General features: G+C 58.7%; 20 protein-coding genes and 1 pseudogene. 7 read left to right on the plus strand and 14 right to left on the minus strand.

All coding sequences use genetic code 11. From position 1 onward, the window contains the following. Window positions 1-14 precede the first annotated feature (14 nt). The 8 genes from mutL to ACQY4M_RS14000 all read right to left on the minus strand — a co-directional run bounded on the left by mutL (window position 15) and on the right by ACQY4M_RS14000 (window position 10,107). Entirely contained in the window at window positions 15-1,850 is a 1,836-nt protein-coding gene (gene mutL, locus ACQY4M_RS13965) for a DNA mismatch repair endonuclease MutL (protein ID WP_428545218.1), read from the minus strand. Window positions 1,851-1,977: 127 nt separating this feature from the next. Further along, window positions 1,978-3,291: a M16 family metallopeptidase gene (locus ACQY4M_RS13970; RefSeq protein WP_428545221.1), complete on the minus strand. Its 1,314-nt coding sequence runs from the start codon at window positions 3,289-3,291 to the stop codon at window positions 1,978-1,980. After that, window positions 3,288-4,643 (minus strand): M16 family metallopeptidase, encoded by a 1,356-nt coding sequence (locus ACQY4M_RS13975; RefSeq protein ID WP_428545224.1) that lies wholly within the window; start codon window positions 4,641-4,643, stop codon window positions 3,288-3,290. Before ACQY4M_RS13975 ends, ACQY4M_RS13970 begins: the two co-directional genes overlap by 4 nt. An 87-nt stretch (window positions 4,644-4,730) precedes the next feature. Next, window positions 4,731-5,282: a DUF3035 domain-containing protein gene (locus ACQY4M_RS13980; protein WP_428545227.1), complete on the minus strand. Its 552-nt coding sequence runs from the start codon at window positions 5,280-5,282 to the stop codon at window positions 4,731-4,733. A gap of 52 nt (window positions 5,283-5,334) precedes the next feature. Next, window positions 5,335-5,793: a signal peptidase II gene (lspA, locus tag ACQY4M_RS13985; protein ID WP_428545634.1), complete on the minus strand. Its 459-nt coding sequence runs from the start codon at window positions 5,791-5,793 to the stop codon at window positions 5,335-5,337. A gap of 13 nt (window positions 5,794-5,806) precedes the next feature. Beyond that, window positions 5,807-7,396 carry a bifunctional phosphoribosylaminoimidazolecarboxamide formyltransferase/IMP cyclohydrolase gene (gene purH / locus ACQY4M_RS13990; RefSeq protein WP_428545230.1) on the minus strand — a complete coding sequence of 530 codons (1,590 nt, stop codon included), beginning with the start codon at window positions 7,394-7,396 and terminating at the stop codon, window positions 5,807-5,809. A 23-nt stretch (window positions 7,397-7,419) separates the two neighbouring features. Continuing rightward, window positions 7,420-9,114 (minus strand): heparinase II/III family protein, encoded by a 1,695-nt coding sequence (locus ACQY4M_RS13995; protein ID WP_428545637.1) that lies wholly within the window; start codon window positions 9,112-9,114, stop codon window positions 7,420-7,422. Window positions 9,115-9,234: 120 nt separating this feature from the next. Next, window positions 9,235-10,107: an SDR family oxidoreductase gene (locus ACQY4M_RS14000; RefSeq protein ID WP_428545233.1), complete on the minus strand. Its 873-nt coding sequence runs from the start codon at window positions 10,105-10,107 to the stop codon at window positions 9,235-9,237. A 117-nt stretch (window positions 10,108-10,224) separates the two neighbouring features. Here ACQY4M_RS14000 and paaA point away from each other — a divergent pair, with 117 nt between their 5' ends. The 5 genes from paaA to ACQY4M_RS14025 all read left to right on the plus strand — a co-directional run bounded on the left by paaA (window position 10,225) and on the right by ACQY4M_RS14025 (window position 13,828). Then, window positions 10,225-11,205 (plus strand): 1,2-phenylacetyl-CoA epoxidase subunit PaaA, encoded by a 981-nt coding sequence (gene paaA / locus ACQY4M_RS14005; RefSeq protein WP_428545236.1) that lies wholly within the window; start codon window positions 10,225-10,227, stop codon window positions 11,203-11,205. Window positions 11,206-11,283: 78 nt separating this feature from the next. Continuing rightward, window positions 11,284-11,568 carry a 1,2-phenylacetyl-CoA epoxidase subunit PaaB gene (paaB, locus tag ACQY4M_RS14010; RefSeq protein WP_428545239.1) on the plus strand — a complete coding sequence of 95 codons (285 nt, stop codon included), beginning with the start codon at window positions 11,284-11,286 and terminating at the stop codon, window positions 11,566-11,568. Further along, window positions 11,568-12,293 (plus strand): 1,2-phenylacetyl-CoA epoxidase subunit PaaC, encoded by a 726-nt coding sequence (gene paaC / locus ACQY4M_RS14015; protein ID WP_428545242.1) that lies wholly within the window; start codon window positions 11,568-11,570, stop codon window positions 12,291-12,293. The genes paaB and paaC overlap by 1 nt, the downstream gene beginning before the upstream one ends. Further along, window positions 12,290-12,766 (plus strand): 1,2-phenylacetyl-CoA epoxidase subunit PaaD, encoded by a 477-nt coding sequence (gene paaD, locus ACQY4M_RS14020; RefSeq protein WP_428545245.1) that lies wholly within the window; start codon window positions 12,290-12,292, stop codon window positions 12,764-12,766. Before paaC ends, paaD begins: the two co-directional genes overlap by 4 nt. 12 nt (window positions 12,767-12,778) lie before the next feature. After that, window positions 12,779-13,828 (plus strand): 2Fe-2S iron-sulfur cluster-binding protein, encoded by a 1,050-nt coding sequence (locus ACQY4M_RS14025; RefSeq protein ID WP_428545248.1) that lies wholly within the window; start codon window positions 12,779-12,781, stop codon window positions 13,826-13,828. Between the two features lie 8 nt (window positions 13,829-13,836). On the opposite strand, the gene ACQY4M_RS14030 is transcribed toward ACQY4M_RS14025, so the two are convergent. The 3 genes from ACQY4M_RS14030 to ACQY4M_RS14040 are packed head-to-tail and all read right to left on the minus strand — an operon-like array spanning window position 13,837 to window position 16,098. Further along, a complete protein-coding gene (locus ACQY4M_RS14030; RefSeq protein ID WP_428545251.1) occupies window positions 13,837-14,307 on the minus strand; it encodes an L-2-amino-thiazoline-4-carboxylic acid hydrolase in 471 nt (156 codons plus the stop codon). 13 nt (window positions 14,308-14,320) lie between these two features. Next, window positions 14,321-15,625 carry an NAD(P)/FAD-dependent oxidoreductase gene (locus ACQY4M_RS14035; protein ID WP_428545254.1) on the minus strand — a complete coding sequence of 435 codons (1,305 nt, stop codon included), beginning with the start codon at window positions 15,623-15,625 and terminating at the stop codon, window positions 14,321-14,323. 2 nt (window positions 15,626-15,627) lie between these two features. Then, window positions 15,628-16,098, minus strand: a complete 471-nt coding sequence (locus tag ACQY4M_RS14040) for an Lrp/AsnC family transcriptional regulator (RefSeq protein ID WP_428545257.1) — start codon at window positions 16,096-16,098, stop codon at window positions 15,628-15,630. A 125-nt stretch (window positions 16,099-16,223) separates the two neighbouring features. Between ACQY4M_RS14040 and ald the strand changes: the two genes are divergently transcribed. Further along, window positions 16,224-17,339 (plus strand): alanine dehydrogenase, encoded by a 1,116-nt coding sequence (gene ald, locus ACQY4M_RS14045; RefSeq protein WP_428545260.1) that lies wholly within the window; start codon window positions 16,224-16,226, stop codon window positions 17,337-17,339. Between the two features lie 57 nt (window positions 17,340-17,396). On the opposite strand, the gene mscL is transcribed toward ald, so the two are convergent. Continuing rightward, a complete protein-coding gene (gene mscL / locus ACQY4M_RS14050) occupies window positions 17,397-17,777 on the minus strand; it encodes a large conductance mechanosensitive channel protein MscL (RefSeq protein ID WP_428545263.1) in 381 nt (126 codons plus the stop codon). Window positions 17,778-17,960: 183 nt separating this feature from the next. Between mscL and ACQY4M_RS14055 the strand changes: the two genes are divergently transcribed. Then, the gene (locus ACQY4M_RS14055) at window positions 17,961-18,662 is read left to right on the plus strand and encodes a glutathione S-transferase family protein (protein ID WP_428545266.1); all 702 of its coding nucleotides are present in this window, start codon (window positions 17,961-17,963) and stop codon (window positions 18,660-18,662) included. 79 nt (window positions 18,663-18,741) lie between these two features. Here the strand turns inward: ACQY4M_RS14055 and ACQY4M_RS14060 are convergent. Beyond that, window positions 18,742-20,346, minus strand: a pseudogene (locus ACQY4M_RS14060) (GMC family oxidoreductase). A gap of 10 nt (window positions 20,347-20,356) precedes the next feature. Continuing rightward, the gene (locus ACQY4M_RS14065; RefSeq protein WP_428545269.1) at window positions 20,357-20,800 is read right to left on the minus strand and encodes a YtoQ family protein; all 444 of its coding nucleotides are present in this window, start codon (window positions 20,798-20,800) and stop codon (window positions 20,357-20,359) included. Window positions 20,801-20,821 lie beyond the last annotated feature (21 nt).

Here is a 20,821-nt window from a genome sequence, read left to right on the forward strand (position 1 = left end):
CCCAATTCCCGGCATCAGCGTCCAAACAGCCTTTCGATATCTTTCAGTTTCAGTTCCACATAGGTGGGCCGCCCATGGTTGCATTGGCCCGAATGGGGTGTGGCCTCCATTTCGCGCAGCAGGGCGTTCATTTCATCGGCCTGCATCCGGCGACCCGAGCGGATCGAACCGTGACAGGCCACGCTGCTCAACACTGCCTCGAGCCGTGCCTGCACCGTCAGGCTGTCGCCCAGATCGGCCAGTTCGTCCAGAATATCGAGGATCATTCCCTTGGCGTTCACATTGCCCAGAATCGCGGGCGTTTCGCGCACCGCAATCGCGCCCGCACCAAAGGGTTCAACCACCAGCCCCAGCCGCGCCAGATCATCCGACATTTCCAGCAGGCGCGCTGCGTCCCCTTCGGACAGCTCCACAATCTCGGGGATCAGCAAGGCCTGCGAGGCCACACCGTTGTCAGCCAACTGGGCCTTCAGTTTCTCGTAAACCAGCCGTTCATGGGCGGCGTGCTGATCGACGATCACCATGCCATCTTTGGTCTGGGCGATGATGTAATTCTCATGCACCTGCGCCCTTGCCGCACCCAGCGGCAGGTCGGTTGGCGCATCTTCTTCGATTGGCGGCTCGAACCGTGCAGATGGCACGGCGGCCTCGGCAAAGCCCGGCGTTTCCGGCGCGGGGGCCTGCATTTGATAGGCCGTGTTCAACGCCCCCTGCGAAGGACGATCCATCTGGTAAACGCGCCCCGTGGGTTCCGGCCGAAACGCGCCCAACGTGGCCCCCGCAACCGTTGTTGACGCCCGATGCCCCGCCTCGGCCAGCGCATGGCGCAGGGCCGAAACGATCAACCCGCGCGCGGTGCCCGGGTCGCGAAACCGGACCTCGGATTTGGCCGGGTGGACGTTGACATCTACGCGGTGCGGATCGCACTCCAGAAACAGCACAGCCGCCGGATGCCGGCCCCGCGACAGAAAATCGAAATAGGCCCCGCGCAGCGCCCCGATCAACAGTTTGTCACGCACAGGGCGGCCGTTGACGTAGAGGTATTGCATCACGGCTGATCCGCGCGAAAAGGTGGGCAAGGCGGCGTAGCCTGTCAGGGCTATTCCTTCGCGCTCGGCCTCGATCTTTAGTGCGTTTTCGGCAAATTCAGCACCCAACACCTGCCGCAACCGCCCGTGCAGCGCATCGAACAGATCACCGGTTTGCGCATCGGCGCGAAAGGTCAATCGCCCCTCGCCACCACCCGACACATCGCGCAGGGTAAAGCTGACGAAAGGTTCCGCCATTGCCAGCCGTTTCACCACATCACCAATCGCCTGAACCTCGGCCCGATCGGTGCGCAAGAATTTCAGGCGGGCGGGCGTGGCATAGAACAGATCGCGCAGTTCGACCACTGTGCCGTTGTTAATTGCCGCCGGTTTCACCGGCTCCATCTTGCCACCCGCAACGCGGATCATCGCGCCCGCTTCACCAGCCACCCGCGAGGTAATAGTCAAGCGCCCGACGGCACCCAGCGATGGCAGCGCCTCGCCACGGAACCCGAAGGTGTGGATATTCAACAGATCCGAGCCGTCAATCTTGCTGGTGGCATGGCGCGACAGGGCCAGCGGCAGATCCTCCGCTGCAATGCCATACCCATCATCCACCACTCGGATCAGCGTTTTTCCACCGTCGGCATAGGATACATCAATCCGTCTGGCCCCAGCATCCAATGCGTTTTCGATCAGTTCTTTCACCGCCGAGGCCGGACGTTCCACCACTTCACCCGCCGCAATGCGGTTGATCGCAGCGTCATCCAGTTGCCGGATAACAGGGCGTTTTTCGCCTATATGGGGGGTAGAAGCGGGCATACCACAATAATTAGCATACCCGCCCCCGATTCGACCACAGGGGTTTATGGTTAACCGGATAAACCGGCGCCCCGAAATTTTGCAAAGATTTCGTCCTGTTTTCTTTCAAAGATAACAGTTCCGCCCCTTATTGTGTGCTTTCCAGCCCTTCCGGCTGTCCGACCACGACAAAATGCAGATCATCAGGTCGCACCAGACGTTTGGCCACACGGGCCACATCATCGAGCGTCACTGCATTTATCCTGTCATTTCGGGTGGCAATATAATCAATCGGCAGATCATCCATCTGCATCCCGACCAGAATATTGGCAATCGGCCCGTTGCCGTCAAACCGCAGCGGATAGGCGCCGGTCAGATAGGTCTTGGCCCCTTCCAGTTCCTCGGCTGTAACACCGTTTTCGGCCATCTTGACCCACTCGCCCTTGATCACCTGCACCGCCTGCGCCACGCGATCGTTGGCCGAGGCCACGCGCCCCATATACAGCGCTGCGTAGTCCTTCGGAAGAAGATAGCTGTAAACGCCATAGGTCAGACCACGCTTTTCGCGCACTTCTTCCATCAGGCGCGATTGTCGGCCACTTCCACCCAGAATGGTGTTCATGATATAAGCCGCAAAGAAATCGGGATCATGGCGTTCAATCCCTTCCTGCCCGAATGTCACCACCGATTGCGGTGTGTCAAACGGCACTACCGTCTTTCCGCCCTTTAACAGGAACGGCGCCTTTTCAGGCATCTTGGCCCCGTCCGCGGGCAAGTCGTCCAGCAGATCATCCAGCAGTTTGCCCAGTTCCTCGGGCGTGATGTCGCCCACCGCGCCCACATACAAACGGTCCCGCGCCATCACCGCATCCTTGGCCGCAAGCAGATCGTCGCGGGTCAGGGCCGCAACGGATTCAAGCGTGCCGTTGATTGATGTCGCATAGGGGTGATCGCCAAAGGCCAACCGGTCAAAGGTGCGGCCGGAAATCTTGTCGGGGTCTGTTGCCGCCGACTGGATCGCCGAAACCACCTGCGCCTTTACCCGTGCGATTGCGTCATCATCAAAGCGGGGTTCCTGCAAGGCTGTGCGTAACAGCGCCATAGCCTCATCACGGTTTTCGGTCAGAAACTGCGCCGAGACCGACATCGCATCGTCCCCCACATCAAAGCCGAAACTGGCAGCCAGCCCTTCGGTAGCTGCGGCAAATTGGCGTGCGTCCTTGTCGGCAGCGCCCTCTTCCAGCAGACCGACCATCAGATTGATCGCCCCGCGTTTGCCTTCGGGGTCCAGACTGGCCCCGCCTTTAAAGCGGATTTCAAGGGCAGTGAACGGGATCGAGTGTTCCTCGACCAGCCAGGCGGTGATCCCACCAGGCGAGGTCACTTCCTGAATTTTGACTTCGGCCTGTGCGACCACCGAAAATGTCAGCAGCGCGATGAACGCCAGATAAATCCGTTTCATTGCGTCACCTCTGCCTTGGTCATTTTCTGTGCGGCCGGATTGGTCAGCCACGATGTGACCGCCTGACGTTTGTCCTGCAACAGTTTTGCGGCCTCTATCACTTCTTCGGGTGTCACATCCTGCAACACCTGCGGCCATGCCTTCACATCCTCCAGCGTCAGACCCGATGTCAGCGCAGCCCCATAATCATTGGCCATCGCCTGCACGTCGTCGCGCTGGTAAATCAGATCGGCTTTGATCTGCATCTTGATCCGCGCGAATTGGTCCATATCCACGCCTTCCGCGATGAATTCGGCCACGGCCTTGTCCAGCGCTGCTTCGCCATCAGCCAAGGACACGCCATCGCTGGGCACGATCACCAGCCCGAAGGTGGTTTTATCCAGCGACATCCCGTCGTAAAACGCCGATGTATAAATTGCCTTTTGCGTTTCAAATTGCAGTTTGCGCCCCAGAAACGAAGTCTGCCCGTTTCCGCCCAGCAATTCGGACAACATGGTCAGTGCCGCAGCCTGTTTCTGATCACCCGGATTGCGTTCCGGTGCCAGATAGGTGCGGATCACATAGGGCTGGGAAACCCGCGGGTCGACATAGGTTAGGCGGCGTTCGGCCAGTTGCGGCGGCTCTTCGGTACGGTGGCGCGGTGCCAGCCCTTTGGTCGGGGCCAGCGGGCCGTAATGCTTTTTGGCCAGTTCCAGAACATTGGCGGGATCCACATCGCCCGCGACCACCAGAATGGCGTTGTTGGGGGCGTAGTAGCGGCGGTAATAGGTCAACACATCTTCAAGCGCCAGTTTTTCAACCTCGTGCTTCCAGCCAATGGTGGGCGTGCCATAAGGGTGGTTCAGATACTGCGCCGCGCGGCGTTGTTCGCCAAACAGGGCGTCAGGGTTGTTTTCCACCCGCATGTTGCGCTCTTCCAGAATGACATCGCGTTCGGTGGCGATATCATCCACTGTCAGGCGCAAATCGCGCATCCGGTCGGATTCCATCTTCATCATCAGATCCAGACGATCCGCCGCAACCCGCTGATAGTAGGCGGTGTAATCCTGCGTGGTGAATGCGTTGTCCGAACCACCATTGGCGGCTACGGTATCGGACAATTCGCCGGCCTTCATATCATCAGTGGCCTTGAACAACAGGTGTTCCAGAAAATGCGCCACGCCGGACACACCGGGTGTTTCATCGGCCGCGCCGGCCCGATACCAGACCATATGCACAACCACAGTCGCGCGGTGATCCTCGATCACCACCACATCCATACCGTTGTCCAAAGTGAAATTGCTGATCTCTTGCGCCCAAAGCGGGCGGATCAATAGCGTCAGGGCCACAAGGGCCAGACCGGGAATGCGCATTAGGGTCTCCGATGTAATTCGTGTTGGGTTAATCTATGCACCCTTGCGCCCACCACAAGCCCTGCTAGCGGTTTTGTGAGCACATACCTACTGGAATAGTTTTGGATCGGGCGGGGCCGAAGGTGTGCGAACGCCAAGACGCCGGAACCGCTCCAATTCACGGTGCTGATCCAGCGAAACCTTGCGATAGGCTTTTAGATAGACATTGATGTTGAACCAGCGTTCAAACACGCGCCCTTTGTGGTCACGGCGGAATGCAAGGTCTTCGGCGGCAAGTGTCCGACGAATATTTTGATTCACCCCGAATCGACGGGCGTGGTTTACCAGCCCCCCGTCCCCACGTCCGATATTGTTTGGGCCCGTTGTCGCCACCCGCGCAAGGTTGCCACCCAACGCAGCCACGGCATCGGCCTTGGGCGTTGGATCGGTCAGGTTGGTACCGCCCGGTGTTGGCGCGGGCAATTCAGCGTCAAAATCAGGGGATTCCAGCGGTTTTCCCGGCAGAATAGTAAACTCGTCCGGTCCCGACGTATTCGAGCGGATATGCATCAACTGCGGATCCTTGTTCCGCCCGCCACAAGCCGACAGCGCCAGAACGGCGATCAAAGCAATGGCGGTAAAACCACGGGCCTTTGGCATTGATGTCTCCTTCACCTCTTATAGCGCTGTTTAACCGATCCAATCGGCGCCGTCACCTAGTCTTCTTTTCTCCAGCGAAAAAGATCAACCCAAATGCGCCCGCAAATACCGCTATATCGGAAATATTGAATGAAAACGGGTTTTCAAAGCCGCAACAGGACATATTCAGGAAATCCGCCACTGCCCCGTACAGAATCCGGTCCAGCACATTCCCCAAAGCACCACCAATCAGCAAACCTGCAGCCAGATAAGCCAATCGCCCATGCTTTTCCCGCTTCATCCAAAAAATTACCCACGCACAAATCGCCAATGCCAGCGCAATCAGCACCCAGCGGCTGGTGTTCAAAAGGCCAAAATTGATCCCCTGGTTCCACGCCATGCGAAAATTCAGAAAGGGGGGCAAGACATCAATCTCGCCCCGCTCGCGCAAGTTCAGGAAATGTACCACAAGGTATTTTGATGCCTGATCCAGCATAAACGTCCAGAAACCGGCCCAAAAGGTCAGCCGCATTAAATAATCCTTCCTAATGCCTGAAGTGGCGCATACCGGTAAAGACCATGGCCAAACCGGCATCATTCGCCGCTTTGATCACCTCGTCATCACGCATTGATCCGCCCGGTTGGATAACCGCTGTTGCGCCAGCCTCGGCAGCACTTAGCAACCCGTCTGCAAAGGGGAAAAACGCATCCGATGCCACGACAGAACCCACAGTCAGCGGCTGGTCCAGCCCCAGAACCTCGGCCATGTCCTGTGCTTTGCGGGCTGCAATACGGGTGCTGTCAACGCGGCTCATCTGGCCTGCACCAATGCCAACGGTTGCCCCGTCCTTGACGTATATTATGGCGTTGGATTTGACGTGTTTGGCCACCCGCCATGCAAACATAAGATCGGCCAGTTCGGCGTCTGTAGGCTTGCGTTTTGTCACAACCTTCAGATCGGCCAGTGCGATATGGCCGTTGTCCTTGTCCTGCACCAGCATCCCGCCGGACACTTGCCGGTAGGTCAGTGCGGCCGCGCGCGGATCGGGTAGTGCGTCAACAGTCAGCATGCGCAGGTTCTTCTTCTTGGCGAAAATCTCCATTGCATCGGCATCGGCACCGGGTGCGATTACAACTTCGGTAAAGATTTTGGAAATTTCCTCGGCGGTGGCCCCATCCAGCCGCTGGTTCAGTGCAATGATGCCGCCAAAGGGGGAAACATTATCGCAGTTGAACGCAGCGCGGTAAGCCTCGACCATCGTTTTGCCACGGGCCACTCCGCAGGGATTGGCATGTTTGATGATGGCGCAGGCGGGGCCGTCCGCCGCATCAATTTCCGCCACCAGTTCGATCGCCGCATCGGTGTCGTTGATGTTGTTATAGGACAACTCTTTGCCCTGATGCTGAACCGCTGTTGCCACACCGGGCCGGTTGCTGCCGTCCAGATAGAACGACGCCGACTGATGCGGGTTCTCGCCATAGCGCAGTTTCTGGGCGATGGTGCCAGCAAAGGCACGGCGGCGCGGGGTGTCCAGACCGATGGCATCGGCCATCCATGTCGAAACAGCCGCGTCATAAGCCGCGGTGCGCGCATAGGCGATTTGGGCGCGGCGTTTGCGGAATTTCGGGCAGGTTGCGCCGTTGTGCTTGCCCATATCGCCCAGCAGTTTTTCGTAATCCTCGACATCAACAATGGTGGTGACAAAGGCGTGGTTCTTGGCGGCGGCACGGATCATCGCGGGGCCGCCGATGTCGATGTTTTCAATGCAGGTGTCATAATCGGCACCTTTGGCCACGGTTTCCTCGAACGGGTACAGATTGACCACCAGCAGGTCGATCCCCGCTATGCCGTGTTCCTTCATCGCTGCCAGATGATCATCATTATCGCGCAGGGCCAGCAGACCGCCATGCACATTCGGGTGCAGGGTTTTCACCCGTCCATCCATCATTTCCGGAAAGCCGGTTACATCGGCCACATCCGTCACCGTCAGCCCCGCATCGCGCAGCGCCTTGGCAGACCCGCCGGTGGACAATAATTCGACGCCAAAGTCGGCAAGCGCGCGACCCAGTTCAATTAGGCCGGTTTTGTCCGATACGGACAAAAGGGCGCGGCGGATTGGCAGGTTGTTGGTCATTCAGTTTCCCCATTCGGTGCTGTTTACAGAATATCAATGTCATCGCGCGCCAGATCGCGCAGGCTGTCGGGTGTGTCCTGGGCCTTGGCCAGAGTCCAGTGCACGCGGCTCTCGTAACCGATTGCGCGGGAAGTTAAAACAATCTGTTTTGCCGCGCGGGGTTTCAGCCGGTTCTTTTCCATATAAATGCTGTTATCCAGCGATAATTGTGCCTTGCCGTCATGGCGGAAGACCCAGACTTCGCCACTCTTCAGCGCCAGCGACACAGCCGCCCCGCTCAAATCCAGCGAGGCATCCACATCGGGGTGCAGATAAAACCGGATGGTAAAGGGGATACCTTGCAGCTTTACCGCATTCAGCGCCGCATCAAACCGGCGTTTGTCGGCCTTCGAGGGGGCCAGCAACGCATCCTCGCCGTTCAATGCGCGCCCGTCCACGGTCAGCTCCAGCCGGCGCCCCTGTATCAAACCATGGCTGGCCTGATACCCGTCATGGCCGGCCTCAAGACTGATCAGATTGCTATTGCTCGTCAGCTTTGATTCAACTTCTTTCGGGGTGCGCACCAGCACTTCCTGCTCTTCACCCCTTCGTTTGCCCAGTTGGGATGATGAAACCCCCTCAAGCCCCAGAACCGAATGCGACGGTGTTGCACGACCAGCGCGTTGCCAGTCCGCGCCAAAAGAAATGCCGGAGCCGCAATTCACGATCAGCGGCCGACGCCCCGAGGTCAGTTCGAAGGCAAGTGTCGAGGCATGGGCACGCACCGAATCCGCGCCCTGCGGCGGGCGCGAGGCATCCACAATCACACTGGTGCGCCCGCCTTTCAGCCGGGCATAGCCCATTGACAACCCATCCTCGCGCGTGCTGCGCACCCCGCTGGCGGCAAGGGCATGGTCCAGCCAGCCTTCGGTGCCGCGCCCACCACCGTGGAACCGTGCCAACCCGCCGTCGCTGTGGCGCAACACCCGCAATGTCGGGGCGATCCGCTCAATCGCGGCCAGATGATCCTTTTGCGTCACCCACCCTGCTTCGCTAAGGGCCGCGGCGGCCCAGATCAGCAGGGTAAAGACCTCCAGCAATTCTTCGGGGTTGCGGGTCGGAATGCCGCCTTCGTCATCTATCTGCTCACGACATTCCTTGGCCAGTGCCTTGAGTGCCGGTTTTACATGTTCTTCCATGCCCGATAGCGCCAGACCGGCGTAGATCAAGCCCGTCAGCGCCTCAAACCGCGGCAGCCCCGAGGACGCCACTTTCCAGCGTTTGCTAAGAAAAATCGTCTGTTGGGCAAGGGATTGGAAATACAGCCCGCTGGCCGCACTGTCCTGTCCGTTCAGGATGAACAGCGCATGGTTGATCCAGCGGATCAGCCGTCGCCCGGTCAGATCAGGCGTCCAGCCGATACCCCGTCCACGCCCATAGCGTTTGATCCATTCAAACACCCAGTCCTGTGCCGCCTTGCGCGCGGGTAAATCCCCGACTGCGGCCAGATCATCCAGCCAACGAAACCCGTGCAGCTCTTCTTTGAATTCCGGCGAGGGGGGCGTTATATCCCACAGATCCGTTTTCTTGTCGGTGATCAGATAGCCCGCAAACTGGTAATTCCCCGCCACTAACTGGCGCCCGCGTGCAAATGATCCGATGGTGCGCGGTTCAGGTTGCGAGGTAAATCCGGTGGCCGCCCGCGCCCGTGCACTGCGCCGCGCATGAAAGCGGTTCATCCAGCGGGTGCATCGCGCGGAAAAATCAGTCTGTTTGGCCACGACCTGCTTCGCCTTCTTGCGGGGACGTTGGAGTGACAAGTTTGCTCGGTCACACCATAGGCCGCTGATTCGCAAATGTCACCGAAGAATTCGGCCTTCTGCCTGCAACAGCGCCTGTAAACCCTCGCGATAGCTCGCATAGCGCAGCGTGACGCCCAGCTCATCCTTGATCCGGTCATTATGCACCGACTTTGACTCGGCATAGAAACTGCGCGCCATTGGTGCCATTTCTGCGGCCTCGAAATCTTCTTTTGGCGGCGCCGGCAGGCCCAGCAATTCAGCCGCATAGGCAATCACATCCTGCGGCGGCGCGGGGTTATCATCGCAGACGTTATATATGCGGCCCGGGTCGGGGTGATTGATCGAGGCCAGTAGGACCTGCGCGATATCCTCGACATGAATACGCGAAAACAGCTGGTTCTTTTTGACGATCCGCCGCGCGGTGCCCCGGCGCACCTTGGCAAAGGGGCCACGTCCGGGACCATAGATGCCGGCAAGGCGGAAAATATGCAGCGGCAATCCGGTTTCAGCTGCCAGCGCCTGCCATGCGGCTTCGGCTTTGACCCGCAACTGCCCGCGTTTGGTGGCAGGGGTCAGGGGGGTGTCTTCATCCACCCATGCGCCATCGTGATTGCCGTAAACGCCGATGGTGGACAGGTAGCCGACCCACTCCAGATTGGGCGCATTGGCAATGTCATCGCGCAAGGCCTTCAGCACGGGATCGCCCGCATCATCCGGTGCGGTTGAAATCAGTAGATGCGTGGCCTGTGCCAGTGCGTCCGACATGTCCGAGCCGGGCCAAAGCAGCGCCTCGGTCCCCTGTCCGGAAATCGCGGGCAGGTTTTCAGCATCCCGTGTGGTGCCAATCACGCGCCAGCCAAGGGGAATCAGCACACGCCCCAGCGCCTGCGCCGAATAGCCGTGTCCAAAGGAAAGCAGAGTGTTTTTCATAGGCGAAACTATTCGTGAAACCTTGCTAAGTGCAAGTTTTCTATATGTTACAAAAATTCAATTGACAGATTGCTTTTGTAACATATTGTCGCAGCCAGAAACAACAGGACGGCGAACATGTATTCACAAGGATTGATCGGGGCGGACAGCCGCACCGAGGAAACAGATGAATTTCTGGCTGCTTTTCAGGCGCGCATTGATGCCGAGGAAAAGATCGAGCCGACCGATGCGATGCCCGAAGGGTACCGCCGCACGCTGATCCGCCAGATCGGCCAGCACGCCCATTCCGAAATCGTCGGCATGTTGCCCGAAGGCAACTGGATCACCCGCGCGCCCAGTCTGAAACGCAAGCTGGCGCTGCTGGCCAAGGTGCAGGACGAGGGCGGACATGGTCTGTATCTGTATTCCGCCGCCGAAACGCTGGGTGTAACGCGCGAGCAGATGACCGAGGAATTGCACGCGGGCAAGGCCAAGTATTCGTCGATCTTTAACTATCCTGCCCTTAGCTGGGCGGATATGGGCGCGATCGGCTGGCTGGTCGATGGGGCGGCAATTATGAATCAGGTGGCGCTGTGCCGCTGTTCCTATGGCCCCTACGCCCGCGCAATGATCCGCGTTTGTGCCGAGGAAAGTTTCCACCAGCGGCAGGGGTATGAAATCATGTTGACCCTGTGCAATGGAACCAAGGAACAAAAGGAAATGGCGCAGGATGCGCTGAACCGGTTCTGGTGGCCCGCGCTGATGATGTTTGGCCCGCATGATGGCGACAGCGCCCATTCGGAACAGTCGATGAAGTGGAAGATCAAGCGGTTTTCCAATGACGCGCTGCGCGAGAAATTCATCAACGCCACCGTGCCGCAAGCCGAATTTCTGGGGCTAACCGTGCCCGACCCCGATCTGAAATGGAACGAAGAAAAGGGCAGTTACGAGCATGGCGACATCGACTGGGACGAATTCTGGCGCGTGGTCAAAGGCGACGGGGTGATGAACCGCGAACGTGTGCAGATGCGCAAGGATGCGTGGGAAGATGGCGCGTGGGTTCGGGAAGCGGCCTTGGCGCATGCGGAAAAACGGGCGGCCAAAGTCGCCGCCGAATAAGGGTTAAGGGCAGGAGCGGGGGTTTCACACCCCCGCACCCCCGTGGGATATTTCTGGAACGATAATAAGGATGGATTGATGGGTGATGTGACACCACTTTGGGAAGTATTTATCCGGCCGCGCAACGGGCTGGCGCATAAACATGTGGGCAGCCTGCATGCGGCGGACGAGGCTTTGGCATTAAGTGCGGCGCGCGATGTCTATACGCGTCGCGAGGAAGGGACCTCGATCTGGGTGGTTCGCTCCGACGCAATTGCGGCGTCCGATCCGGCGCGGGCAGGCGAAAATTTTGACCCAGCCGAGGATAAGATTTACCGCCATCCAACGTTTTATAAAATCCCTGACGATGTGGGGCATATGTGATGGCGCTGTATCGGGCTTTGATCGAACTGGCAGATGATCATCTGGTGCTGGGGCACCGGTTGTCGGAATGGTGCGGCCATGCGCCAATGCTGGAGGAGGATCTGGCGCTGTCCAACTTTGCACTGGATCTGATCGGCACGGCGCGCGCGCTATATGCTTATGCCGCCGAGGTCGAGGGCAAAGGGCGCAGCGAAGATGATCTGGCCTATCTGCGCAATGAACGGGAATATATGAACTGCCTACTGGTCGAGCGCCCGAATGGCGATTTCGCCCATACCATGCTGCGGGAATTCTATTTTGCGGCCTTTATGGAACCGTTCTGGCAGGCGGCTCTTACGTCATCCGACAGCGTGATTGCCGGTATTGCGGGCAAGGCGGTGAAAGAGATGGCCTATCACCTGCGCCACGCGGGCGAATGGATTGTGCGGATGGGCGATGGCACCGAGGAAAGTGCAGCGCGGATGCAGGCGGCGGTTGTTGATCTGCACCCCTATTGGGAAGAGCTGTTTTCCGGCGGGGACTGCGATGTGTTGCCGGATCGGGCGGCAATCCGCCCTGCGTGGGAAGCCAGCGTAAAGGCCGTGTTTGCCGAGGCAAATCTGGACTGGCCCGAGCCGGTTTATGGACAAACCGGCGGGCGTGACGGGATGCATTCCGAAGTGCTGGGGCGTATGCTGTCGGACATGCAGTATTTGCAGTGCGCCCACCCCGGGGCGACGTGGTGACGGCGACCAAAGCATGGGATGTGGCGGCAGCGGTGCCGGATCCGGAACTGCCCTGCGTGACGGTGGCCGAACTGGGCATCCTGCGCGAGGTGGTGATGGAGGGAGATGTGGCCGTGGCGCGGGTCAGCCCGACCTATTCGGGCTGCCCAGCGGTGCAGTTTATCGAGGAAGCGATTGCCGACGCCCTGCGCGATGCGGGATTCAAGCCGCGCATTGAACGGGTGATCAGCCCGCCGTGGACCACCGACTGGATCAGCGACGAGGGGTGCGAAAAGCTGCGCGCGTTCGGCATTGCCCCGCCGCAAAAGGCCAGCAATTCCAAGCGGGCATTGTTTGGCGAAACCGTTGTGACCTGCCCGCGTTGCGGCGCGACGGATACAGAAAGACTAAGCGAATTCGGCTCGACCCCTTGCAAGGCGCATTACCGTTGCAAAACGTGTCAGGAGCCGTTTGACTATTTCAAATGCATCTAAGGAGAGTTGCACATGGCGTTTCATGAATTGGTGATTTCCGGTGTCCGGCAAGAGGGTGCGGATGCGGTGGCTCTGGAGTTCGCGATGCCGCAGGAACTGGTCTCGGAATTCGCCTATGTACCGGGGCAATATCTGACCTTGCGGACGGATATTGACGGGCAGGATGTGCGGCGGTCCTACTCGATCGCCTCGGCACCGGATGCGCCTTTGTGCGTCGGCGTGAGGCAGGTCGACGACGGGCTGTTTTCGACCTATGCGCAGGGTCTGAAGGCGGGGGATACCGTGCAGGTGATGCCACCGGAAGGGCGGTTTATGTTACAGGATCAGCAGGATATTTTACTGATCGCGGCAGGCTCCGGTATTACGCCGATGGTTTCGATTGCCAATGCAGCGCTGGTCAAGGGTGTGCGGGTGACACTGGTTTACGGCAATCGCGATTTCAAACATGTGATGTTTCGCAGCGAGCTTGAGGCGCTGAAGGATCAATATATGGGGCGCTTTACCCTGATCCATATCCTGAGCCGCGAGGAGCAGGATATACCGCTGCTGAATGGCCGGATCACCGGCGACAAGATCGAGCGTATGGCCAAGGCGGGCGCGATTGATCTGGGGGCAGCTGACGGGGTATTCCTGTGTGGTCCGGGCGAGATGATTACGGATGTTTCCGCCGTGCTGTCCGATTTGGGGGTGGCGGAAAATATCATCCATTCCGAACGCTTTACGCCGGATGGAGAGGCGCCGCGCAAACGGTCTAAGGCTGCGCAAGCCGTGGCCGAAAGCGGGGTCGAGGTCGAGGTTATTCTGGATGGTAGCCGCAAGAAATTCCGCGTCGAGGAAGGTGATGAAAATATCGTCGCGGCAGCGGCGCGGCAGGGGTTGGAGCTGCCCTATTCCTGCAAGGGCGGGATGTGTTGCACCTGCCGTTGCAGGGTGACCGAAGGATCAGCCGAAATGGCGGTGAATTATGCGCTGGAGCCGTGGGAACTTGAGGCCGGATTTACGCTGGCCTGCCAGACGCGGCCGACGTCCGAAAAGCTGGTTCTGGATTTTGACGCCGCATAAACGCAGGTTCAGGATTTCAAGCGGTACCGGAAATCGCAGTGATCCGCGCCTTCCATAATGGTCTGGGTGCGGGTCAGATCGATGTTGTCAGAAAACCCGATACAGAAACTGCCATCGCGATTGCAGGACAACAGGTGGCCAATTTCACCCAGCCCCATGTCGCGATACATGCGGGCGTATTCGCAGCGGGTGATATTGTAATCCAATGCGGTGTCGGTTTCCTGCAGGTAGGTCCGCTCAAGCGCGTTGTCCATGTCCCACAGATGGTGGTTGGCGGCCAGGTCGGCCAGCGTGGGTTCATGATCGTATTTCGCCTTGAATTCGCGGCCCTGCGTGATGGCGGAATTGGCCACCGATATGCGGATGATTTCCTGTGCTTCCTCTTTGCCGTGGCGTTCTTTCAGAACCGCATAGATTTCGCCGATAATCTCGGCCTCGATCCGGCGTTTTTCGATCATGGGCATGGGTTTGTCAGTCATCGTTTTGATCCTTTCAAAGGCGCGGCGGACGGATGTCGCGATAGCGGTATTTGACAAGCGCCGCAGGGGCAACATGTTTGCCGATGGCATGAAACGGAATTTGGCGCGGGGCAGTGAAGGGGATGGCAAGGTCATCCTGTCCGGCTCCCGTTAAGGCATTGGCCAATTCAATCCCCAACGGGATGGTCAGGGCAAGGCCGCGCCCGTTGTAGCCGGTAAAGCTGATATAGTTCGGTCCTAATTCATGAAAGCGCGGGAAAAAGTCGGTGGTGATGCCAACGTAGCCGCACCAGATGTGGCTGAAACGGGCATCGGGCATTTGCGGGAAAGTATCGGCAAGCCGTTTGGCGATATGTTTGCGCAGCCGCGCATGGGCGTTGGTTTTAAGCATCAGGGAACTGCCGGTGATCAGGCGGTTGCGGGCGTCCTTGCGAAAGAAATGCAGATCGCCCCGCGTGTCGGATATGGCCGGATTGGTGGGAAGGATGCTGGCGTTTTGTTCTTCGGTCAGCGGTTCGGTTGCCATTTGCCACGATGTGATCGGCACAAAGGAACGGCGGATTTTCGGGGCAAGCTGCGCGGCCAACGCACCGGTATAGGCATTGGTGGCCAGCAGGACAGCACCGGCGACAATCGTAGCGTCCGGCGTTTTCACAAGCCAGTTCTGGCAGGCACGCTTGACATCCTGAACGGGGGTATTTTCGTAAATCGTCACACCCGCCTTTTCGCAAACATCCGCCATTCCACGGGTGAACATCAAAGGGTTGATATGCCCGCCGGTGGGGTTGAACATGCCGCCGAACCAGCGGGGCGAGCCGATCAATTCGCGGGCCTGATCACGATCCAGCAAGGTTGCCGGTGCGCCGCGTTTTGCCCAAGCGGTGACGCGGGATTGCGACAGGCGCATGTGGGCTGCGGAATGGGCGGGCTGAAACCAACCGGTCTGGTTGGCCTCGCAATCTATGTTTTCGCTACGGATCAGGTTGAACAATGTATCAGCGCTATTTTTTAACAGGTGGACAAAGCGTTCCCCCACCTCGCCATATTCGCGTCCAATTCGGTCGGGCTCGGCCGCGGATAGGATCGGGATCACCTGCCCATTGTTACGCCCTGAACCGCCATAGCCGATTGTGCGCCCCTCAAGCAAAGCGACCTGATGGCCGCCACGTGCCAAATGCAGGGCGGCGGACAGGCCGGTCAACCCGCCGCCGATCACCACGATGTCGGATTTGGCAGGCTCGGTGAGTGCCGACGAAGGCTTTCGCGGCGGGCTGGTGGTTTCCCAGATCGATTGGGCTGGTTGTTCGGCGGGTTGCATGGCTATACCGGCAAGGCTGTGGTTTTGAACACGGTGCGCAGCGCAAAGGAGGATTGCATCTGCGCCACCCCGGGCAAGCGCGCCAGATATCGGCGGTGGATGCGGGCGAAATCCTCGGTATCCTGCGCCACCACTTTCAACAGGTAATCGGCGGTGCCCGCCATCAGGTGACATTCCAGCACATCGGGGATTTTAGCAACTTCGCGCTCGAATGCCTCCAATACTTCGTCGGCCTGACCGGACAGGGTGATTTCCACAAACACGGTCGAGGGGCGCCCCAGTTTGCGCGGGTCCAGCAGCGCAACATAGTCCTTAATAAAACCGTCCGTTTCCAGCCGCTGCACCCGACGATGGCAGGCCGAGGGCGACAGGTTCACCTTTTCCGACAGATCCGCATTCGACATCCGCCCGCGTTTTTGCAGGGCGACAAGGATGCGACGATCTATACTGTCCAGTTCCGATATTACGCTCATTTCTTTCACCTATTTGGCCAATAACGGGATAACCTTGCGCAGTTAGCGCTATTCCCACCCGTTCTTTTCAAAGCAATTGCGTGCAAAGGTCAATAGCTTGCGCATATAGGCAAGGAGGAAATGCCATGATTATCGGATGTCCGAAAGAGATCAAACCACAAGAATTCCGCGTCGGGATGACGCCGATTGCCGCCGGTGAAGCCGTGGCGCACGGCCATAAGACTGTGATTGAAACACAGGCCGGTGTCGGAGCGGGATTTAGCGATGACGACTATATCGCGGCGGGGGCAGAAATTATCGGCACCGCAGCCGAGGTGTTCAAGACCGCCGATATGATCGTCAAGGTAAAGGAACCGCAGGCGGTTGAACGCAAGATGTTGCGCGAGGGTCAAGTGCTGTTCACCTATCTGCATCTTGCCCCAGATCCCGAGCAGACCAAAGACCTGCTGGCCAGCGGTTGCACCGCGATTGCCTATGAAACCGTGACCGACGCCAACGGTGGCCTGCCGCTGCTAGCACCGATGTCCGAAGTGGCGGGCAAGCTGGCACCGCAAGTGGGCGCGTGGACCCTGCAAAAGGCCAATGGCGGGCGCGGTGTGCTGATGGGCGGTGTGCCTGGTGTCGGACCTGCCCGCGTGGTTGTAATCGGCGGCGGGGTGGTTGGCACCCATGCGGCACGGGTTGCGGCAGGCATGGGCGCGGATGTGACCGTGCTGGACCGCTCGCTATCACGGCTGCGCTATCTGGACGATGTGTTCGGACGCGATTTCAAAACCAGCTATGCCTCGGTCGGCAACACGAAAGAGCTGGTCTATGCTGCTGATATGGTGGTTGGCGCAGTGCTGATCCCCGGTGCCGCCGCCCCCAAACTGGTCAGCCGTGCGGACCTTTCGCATATGAAGCCCGGTGCGGCGCTGGTGGATGTGGCGATCGATCAGGGCGGGTGTTTTGAGACTTCGCACGCCACCACTCACCAAGACCCGATTTACGAGGTCGACGGTATCATGCATTATTGCGTGGCCAACATGCCCGGCGCGGTGGCCCGCACCTCGACCATCGCATTGGGCAATGCCACGATGCCCTTCATGCTGGCGCTGGCCGACAAGGGTTGGAAACAGGCCTGCGCGGATGATCCGCATCTGCTGGCCGGGCTGAATGTCCATGCGGGGCAGTTGACCTATTACGCGGTTGGTGAAGCCCTGGGAATTGACGTGATTTCACCATCGTTGCTGATTAAATAACGAAAAAGGCCCGCCGGAATCTTCGGCGGGCCTTTCATTGTTCGCAGTTTTGAAAACCTACTTTTTCAGCGAATCCCGGATTTCCATCAGGATGTCCAGTTCGCTCGGCCCCGGATCAGCTGCGGGCGCCTCTTCTTCTTTTTTCTTGGTTTTGTTCATGGCTTTGACCAACAGGAACACCACGAAAGCGATAATCACAAAGTTGATGATCGCCATGATGAATTTGCCATAAGCAAATACAGCCCCGTCTTCACCTTCGCTTAATTGAATACCCATGTTCGAAAAATCTATTCCGCCCATAAACAGGCTGATGATCGGGTTGATCAAATCCGATACCAGTGATCCGACGATTGCGGTGAATGCAGCACCGATGATAATGCCAACGGCCATATCCATGACGTTGCCTTTGGCGATGAAGTCTTTGAACTCTTTAAGCATGATTGCGTCCCATTTTCCCAGTTCGTTTATGCGCGTTTCATTTTTCTATTGCGCGCGTGCGCACAGGCACATTTTTCTATTGCGCGCGTGCGCACAGGCAATAGCATGAAAATCAACCATTCGGTAACTTTTTATCGGGGAAAAAAGGCTTATGTCTCCCCTGAACCATAACGGAGCATCCCCATGACCGATCTGTCTGATTTCATGATCGCCAAACGCTGGCCCCCGAAAAACCCCGATGTTATCCAGTATTACGGCCTACCGACCCCTAATGGCGTCAAGGTTTCCATCATGCTGGAAGAGCTGGGGCTGCCCTACGAGGCACATAAGGTCGATTTTGCCGATGGCGACCAGTTTACGCCGGAATTCCTGTCGCTGAATCCGAATAACAAAATCCCCGCGATCATTGACCCGGACGGACCGGACGGCAAACCGATGCCGCTGTTTGAATCCGGAGCGATCCTGATCTATCTGGCCGAGAAGACCGGCAAACTGATGCCAAAGGATCCGGTGGGGCGCTATCAGGTCATCCAATGGCTGATGTTCCAGATGGGCGGCATCGGGCCGATGTTCGGGCAGCTTGGATATTTCACCTTCTTTGCTGGCAAGGAGATCGAAGACCCCCGCCCCGCCAAACGCTATATCGAAGAAAGCGCACGTCTGCTGGAAGTGCTGGATGGACAGCTTGAGGGGCGCGATTGGGTTTGCGGTGAATATTCCATCGCCGATATTGCAATTGCACCCTGGCTGCGGATTGTCCGCGACCATTACAAGGCGGGCGATCTGGTGGACTGGGACGATCTGGATAATGTGCCGGCCTATCTGGACCGGTTTCTGGAACGTCCGGCAGTTTACAAAGGCCTGCGCCAGCCGCCGCGCGACTGATTTCACAGCAGCCCCGGACCTGATCCGAGGCCTGTTCCCGAAAATCCGGCAGGTCCCGCATCAGATGCGGGGCAGCGGACTACCTGCCCCGCCGGATCATATCTGCCGCTTTTTCCGCAATCATGATGGTGGGCGCATTGGTATTGCCGCCCACCAGCCGCGGCATGACCGAGGCATCTACCACCCGCAAACCGGCCACCCCGCGCACCTGCAGGTCCGGGTCAACCACCGCCATATCATCCCGCCCCATCCGGCAGGTGCCGACGGGGTGGTAAATCGTATCCGCCCGCGTCCTGATGTCGGCCTCGTACCCCGCATCGGTTCCATCCACCGGATAGAGCCGCTTGCCCCGCCACGGCGTCAGAGGTTCGGCCTTTAGCAGATCATCCATAATCCGCGCGCCGCGCACCAGTGCCTGCAAATCAGCAGGGTCCGACAGGAACGCCGGGTCAATCCGTGGCGGGCTGGCGGGGTTGGCATCGGACAGCCCGACCCGTCCCCGACTTTGTGGCCGCAGCACACAGACATGACAACTGAACCCGTGCGCCAGATGGATTTTGCGCATGTGCTGGTCCACAATCCCGACCACGAAATGCAGTTGCAAATCCGGTCGCCCCTGCGCCGGATCAGAGCGGATGAACGCCCCACCCTCGGCAAAGGGGGTGGTGAACATCCCTTCGCCCGACTTGCGCCATTTCAGCCCTGCGCGGGCCAGTTGCGTCAGGCCGATCGGGTTCAGGCCGATCACATCCCGCCGTTTCGATTTATAGGAAATAATGTAATCCAGATGGTCCTGCAGGTTTTGCCCCACACCAGGCAATTCCTGCACCACGCTGACCCCGTGCGCCTGCAATTCATCCACCGGCCCAATCCCCGACAGCATCAATAGTTTTGGCGAGCCAAAAGCCCCCGCCGACAGGATCACTTCACGCCGCGCCTTTGCCAGATGATCTGCCCCCTTGCGCCGGTAGGCAACCCCGGTGGCCCACCCGTCCTTGATCACAATCTGCGACACCTCGGCCCGGGTGATCACCGTCAGGTTCTTGCGCCCAAGCACCGGATGCAAATAGGCCGCCGCCGCCGAACAGCGTTCGCCCTTATGCGACCCGTCCGGGTATTGCGTCACCTGATACAGGCCCACGCCCTCTTACCGCGCACCATTGAAATCGTCATTGCGGCGGATTTGCTGTGCCTCAGCCGCCTCGATAAACGCCTGCGAAATCCCCAGCGGCGCGTTCTGGTCCATCACTTTCAGTGGCCCGTCGTGACCACTCAGATCACCGCCCCCGCGTGCATTGCCCTCGGCCCGTTTGAAATAGGGCAGCACTTCGGACCAGCCCCAGCCATCACAGCCCAGATCGGCCCATTCATCATAATCCTTGGGATGCCCACGCACATACAACATCGCGTTGATCGCGCTGGACCCGCCCAGCGCGCGCCCGCGCGGCTGAAACCCGCGCCGCCCGTTCAGGCTCGCCTGCGGCACCGTGTGAAACGCCCAGTTGTTAATCTTTGGCGGCCCGGATACCATCGCCGCCACAAGCGCGGGCGCACGGATAAAGATGTCCTTGCCCGCCCCGCCGGATTCCAGCAGGCAAACCGAAACATCCGCATCCTCGCTTAGACGTGCCGCTAGAACACAGCCCGCCGAGCCACCGCCGATAATGATATAGTCAAAGGTCATAAGACCCAGCTTAGGGCAGTTCACCCGTCAACACATAGCGCAAAATCTGCACTACTTGTGCCGGTTCCTCGGCCACAGCCAAAGCCGCCGCGTTCACCTCTTTCAGCGCGTGCTGGTGGTCCGGCCCGTGCAATACGATCAGGGACTTGCCCAGCGCCGCCGCATAGCCCGCATCAAAGGCCGCGTTCCATTGTTTGTATTTATCACCAAAGCGCACCACCACGACATCGGCATCCGCAATCCCCTTGCGGGTGCGGATCGCGTTCAGCTTGGCGCCTTTGTGGTCATGCCAGAACTTGTCAGGCTCGGCCCCCAGAATGGTCACCCCGCAATCATCCGAAGCCTCGTGATCTGTCACCGGTGCGGAAAATTCCACATCCAGCCCTTTGGCGCCATCAATAATCTGCTCGCGCCAGTCTGTGTGGATTTCACCTGACAAGTAAACTTTCAGCATATTTGTTTCCTTCCAAATGGC

Source organism: Profundibacter sp., from assembly GCF_965277155.1.
Taxonomy (GTDB): domain Bacteria; phylum Pseudomonadota; class Alphaproteobacteria; order Rhodobacterales; family Rhodobacteraceae; genus Profundibacter.

What these genes read in the sequence shown, in the direction of transcription:
- ACQY4M_RS14030 (WP_428545251.1), bottom strand. Translation starts at nt 14,307, where the DNA reads ATGACTGACAAACCCATGCCCATGATCGAAAAACGCCGGATCGAGGCC.
- lspA (WP_428545634.1), bottom strand. Translation starts at nt 5,793, where the DNA reads ATGCGGCTGACCTTTTGGGCCGGTTTCTGGACGTTTATGCTGGATCAG.
- paaA (WP_428545236.1), top strand. Translation starts at nt 10,225, where the DNA reads ATGTATTCACAAGGATTGATCGGGGCGGACAGCCGCACCGAGGAAACA.
- ACQY4M_RS14025 (WP_428545248.1), top strand. Translation starts at nt 12,779, where the DNA reads ATGGCGTTTCATGAATTGGTGATTTCCGGTGTCCGGCAAGAGGGTGCG.
- ACQY4M_RS14040 (WP_428545257.1), bottom strand. Translation starts at nt 16,098, where the DNA reads ATGAGCGTAATATCGGAACTGGACAGTATAGATCGTCGCATCCTTGTC.
- paaC (WP_428545242.1), top strand. Translation starts at nt 11,568, where the DNA reads ATGGCGCTGTATCGGGCTTTGATCGAACTGGCAGATGATCATCTGGTG.
- ACQY4M_RS13995 (WP_428545637.1), bottom strand. Translation starts at nt 9,114, where the DNA reads ATGAACCGCTTTCATGCGCGGCGCAGTGCACGGGCGCGGGCGGCCACC.
- mutL (WP_428545218.1), bottom strand. Translation starts at nt 1,850, where the DNA reads ATGCCCGCTTCTACCCCCCATATAGGCGAAAAACGCCCTGTTATCCGG.
- ald (WP_428545260.1), top strand. Translation starts at nt 16,224, where the DNA reads ATGATTATCGGATGTCCGAAAGAGATCAAACCACAAGAATTCCGCGTC.
- ACQY4M_RS14065 (WP_428545269.1), bottom strand. Translation starts at nt 20,800, where the DNA reads ATGCTGAAAGTTTACTTGTCAGGTGAAATCCACACAGACTGGCGCGAG.
- ACQY4M_RS13970 (WP_428545221.1), bottom strand. Translation starts at nt 3,291, where the DNA reads ATGAAACGGATTTATCTGGCGTTCATCGCGCTGCTGACATTTTCGGTG.
- ACQY4M_RS14000 (WP_428545233.1), bottom strand. Translation starts at nt 10,107, where the DNA reads ATGAAAAACACTCTGCTTTCCTTTGGACACGGCTATTCGGCGCAGGCG.
- purH (WP_428545230.1), bottom strand. Translation starts at nt 7,396, where the DNA reads ATGACCAACAACCTGCCAATCCGCCGCGCCCTTTTGTCCGTATCGGAC.
- ACQY4M_RS14035 (WP_428545254.1), bottom strand. Translation starts at nt 15,625, where the DNA reads ATGCAACCCGCCGAACAACCAGCCCAATCGATCTGGGAAACCACCAGC.
- ACQY4M_RS14055 (WP_428545266.1), top strand. Translation starts at nt 17,961, where the DNA reads ATGACCGATCTGTCTGATTTCATGATCGCCAAACGCTGGCCCCCGAAA.
- paaB (WP_428545239.1), top strand. Translation starts at nt 11,284, where the DNA reads ATGGGTGATGTGACACCACTTTGGGAAGTATTTATCCGGCCGCGCAAC.
- mscL (WP_428545263.1), bottom strand. Translation starts at nt 17,777, where the DNA reads ATGCTTAAAGAGTTCAAAGACTTCATCGCCAAAGGCAACGTCATGGAT.
- ACQY4M_RS13975 (WP_428545224.1), bottom strand. Translation starts at nt 4,643, where the DNA reads ATGCGCATTCCCGGTCTGGCCCTTGTGGCCCTGACGCTATTGATCCGC.
- ACQY4M_RS13980 (WP_428545227.1), bottom strand. Translation starts at nt 5,282, where the DNA reads ATGCCAAAGGCCCGTGGTTTTACCGCCATTGCTTTGATCGCCGTTCTG.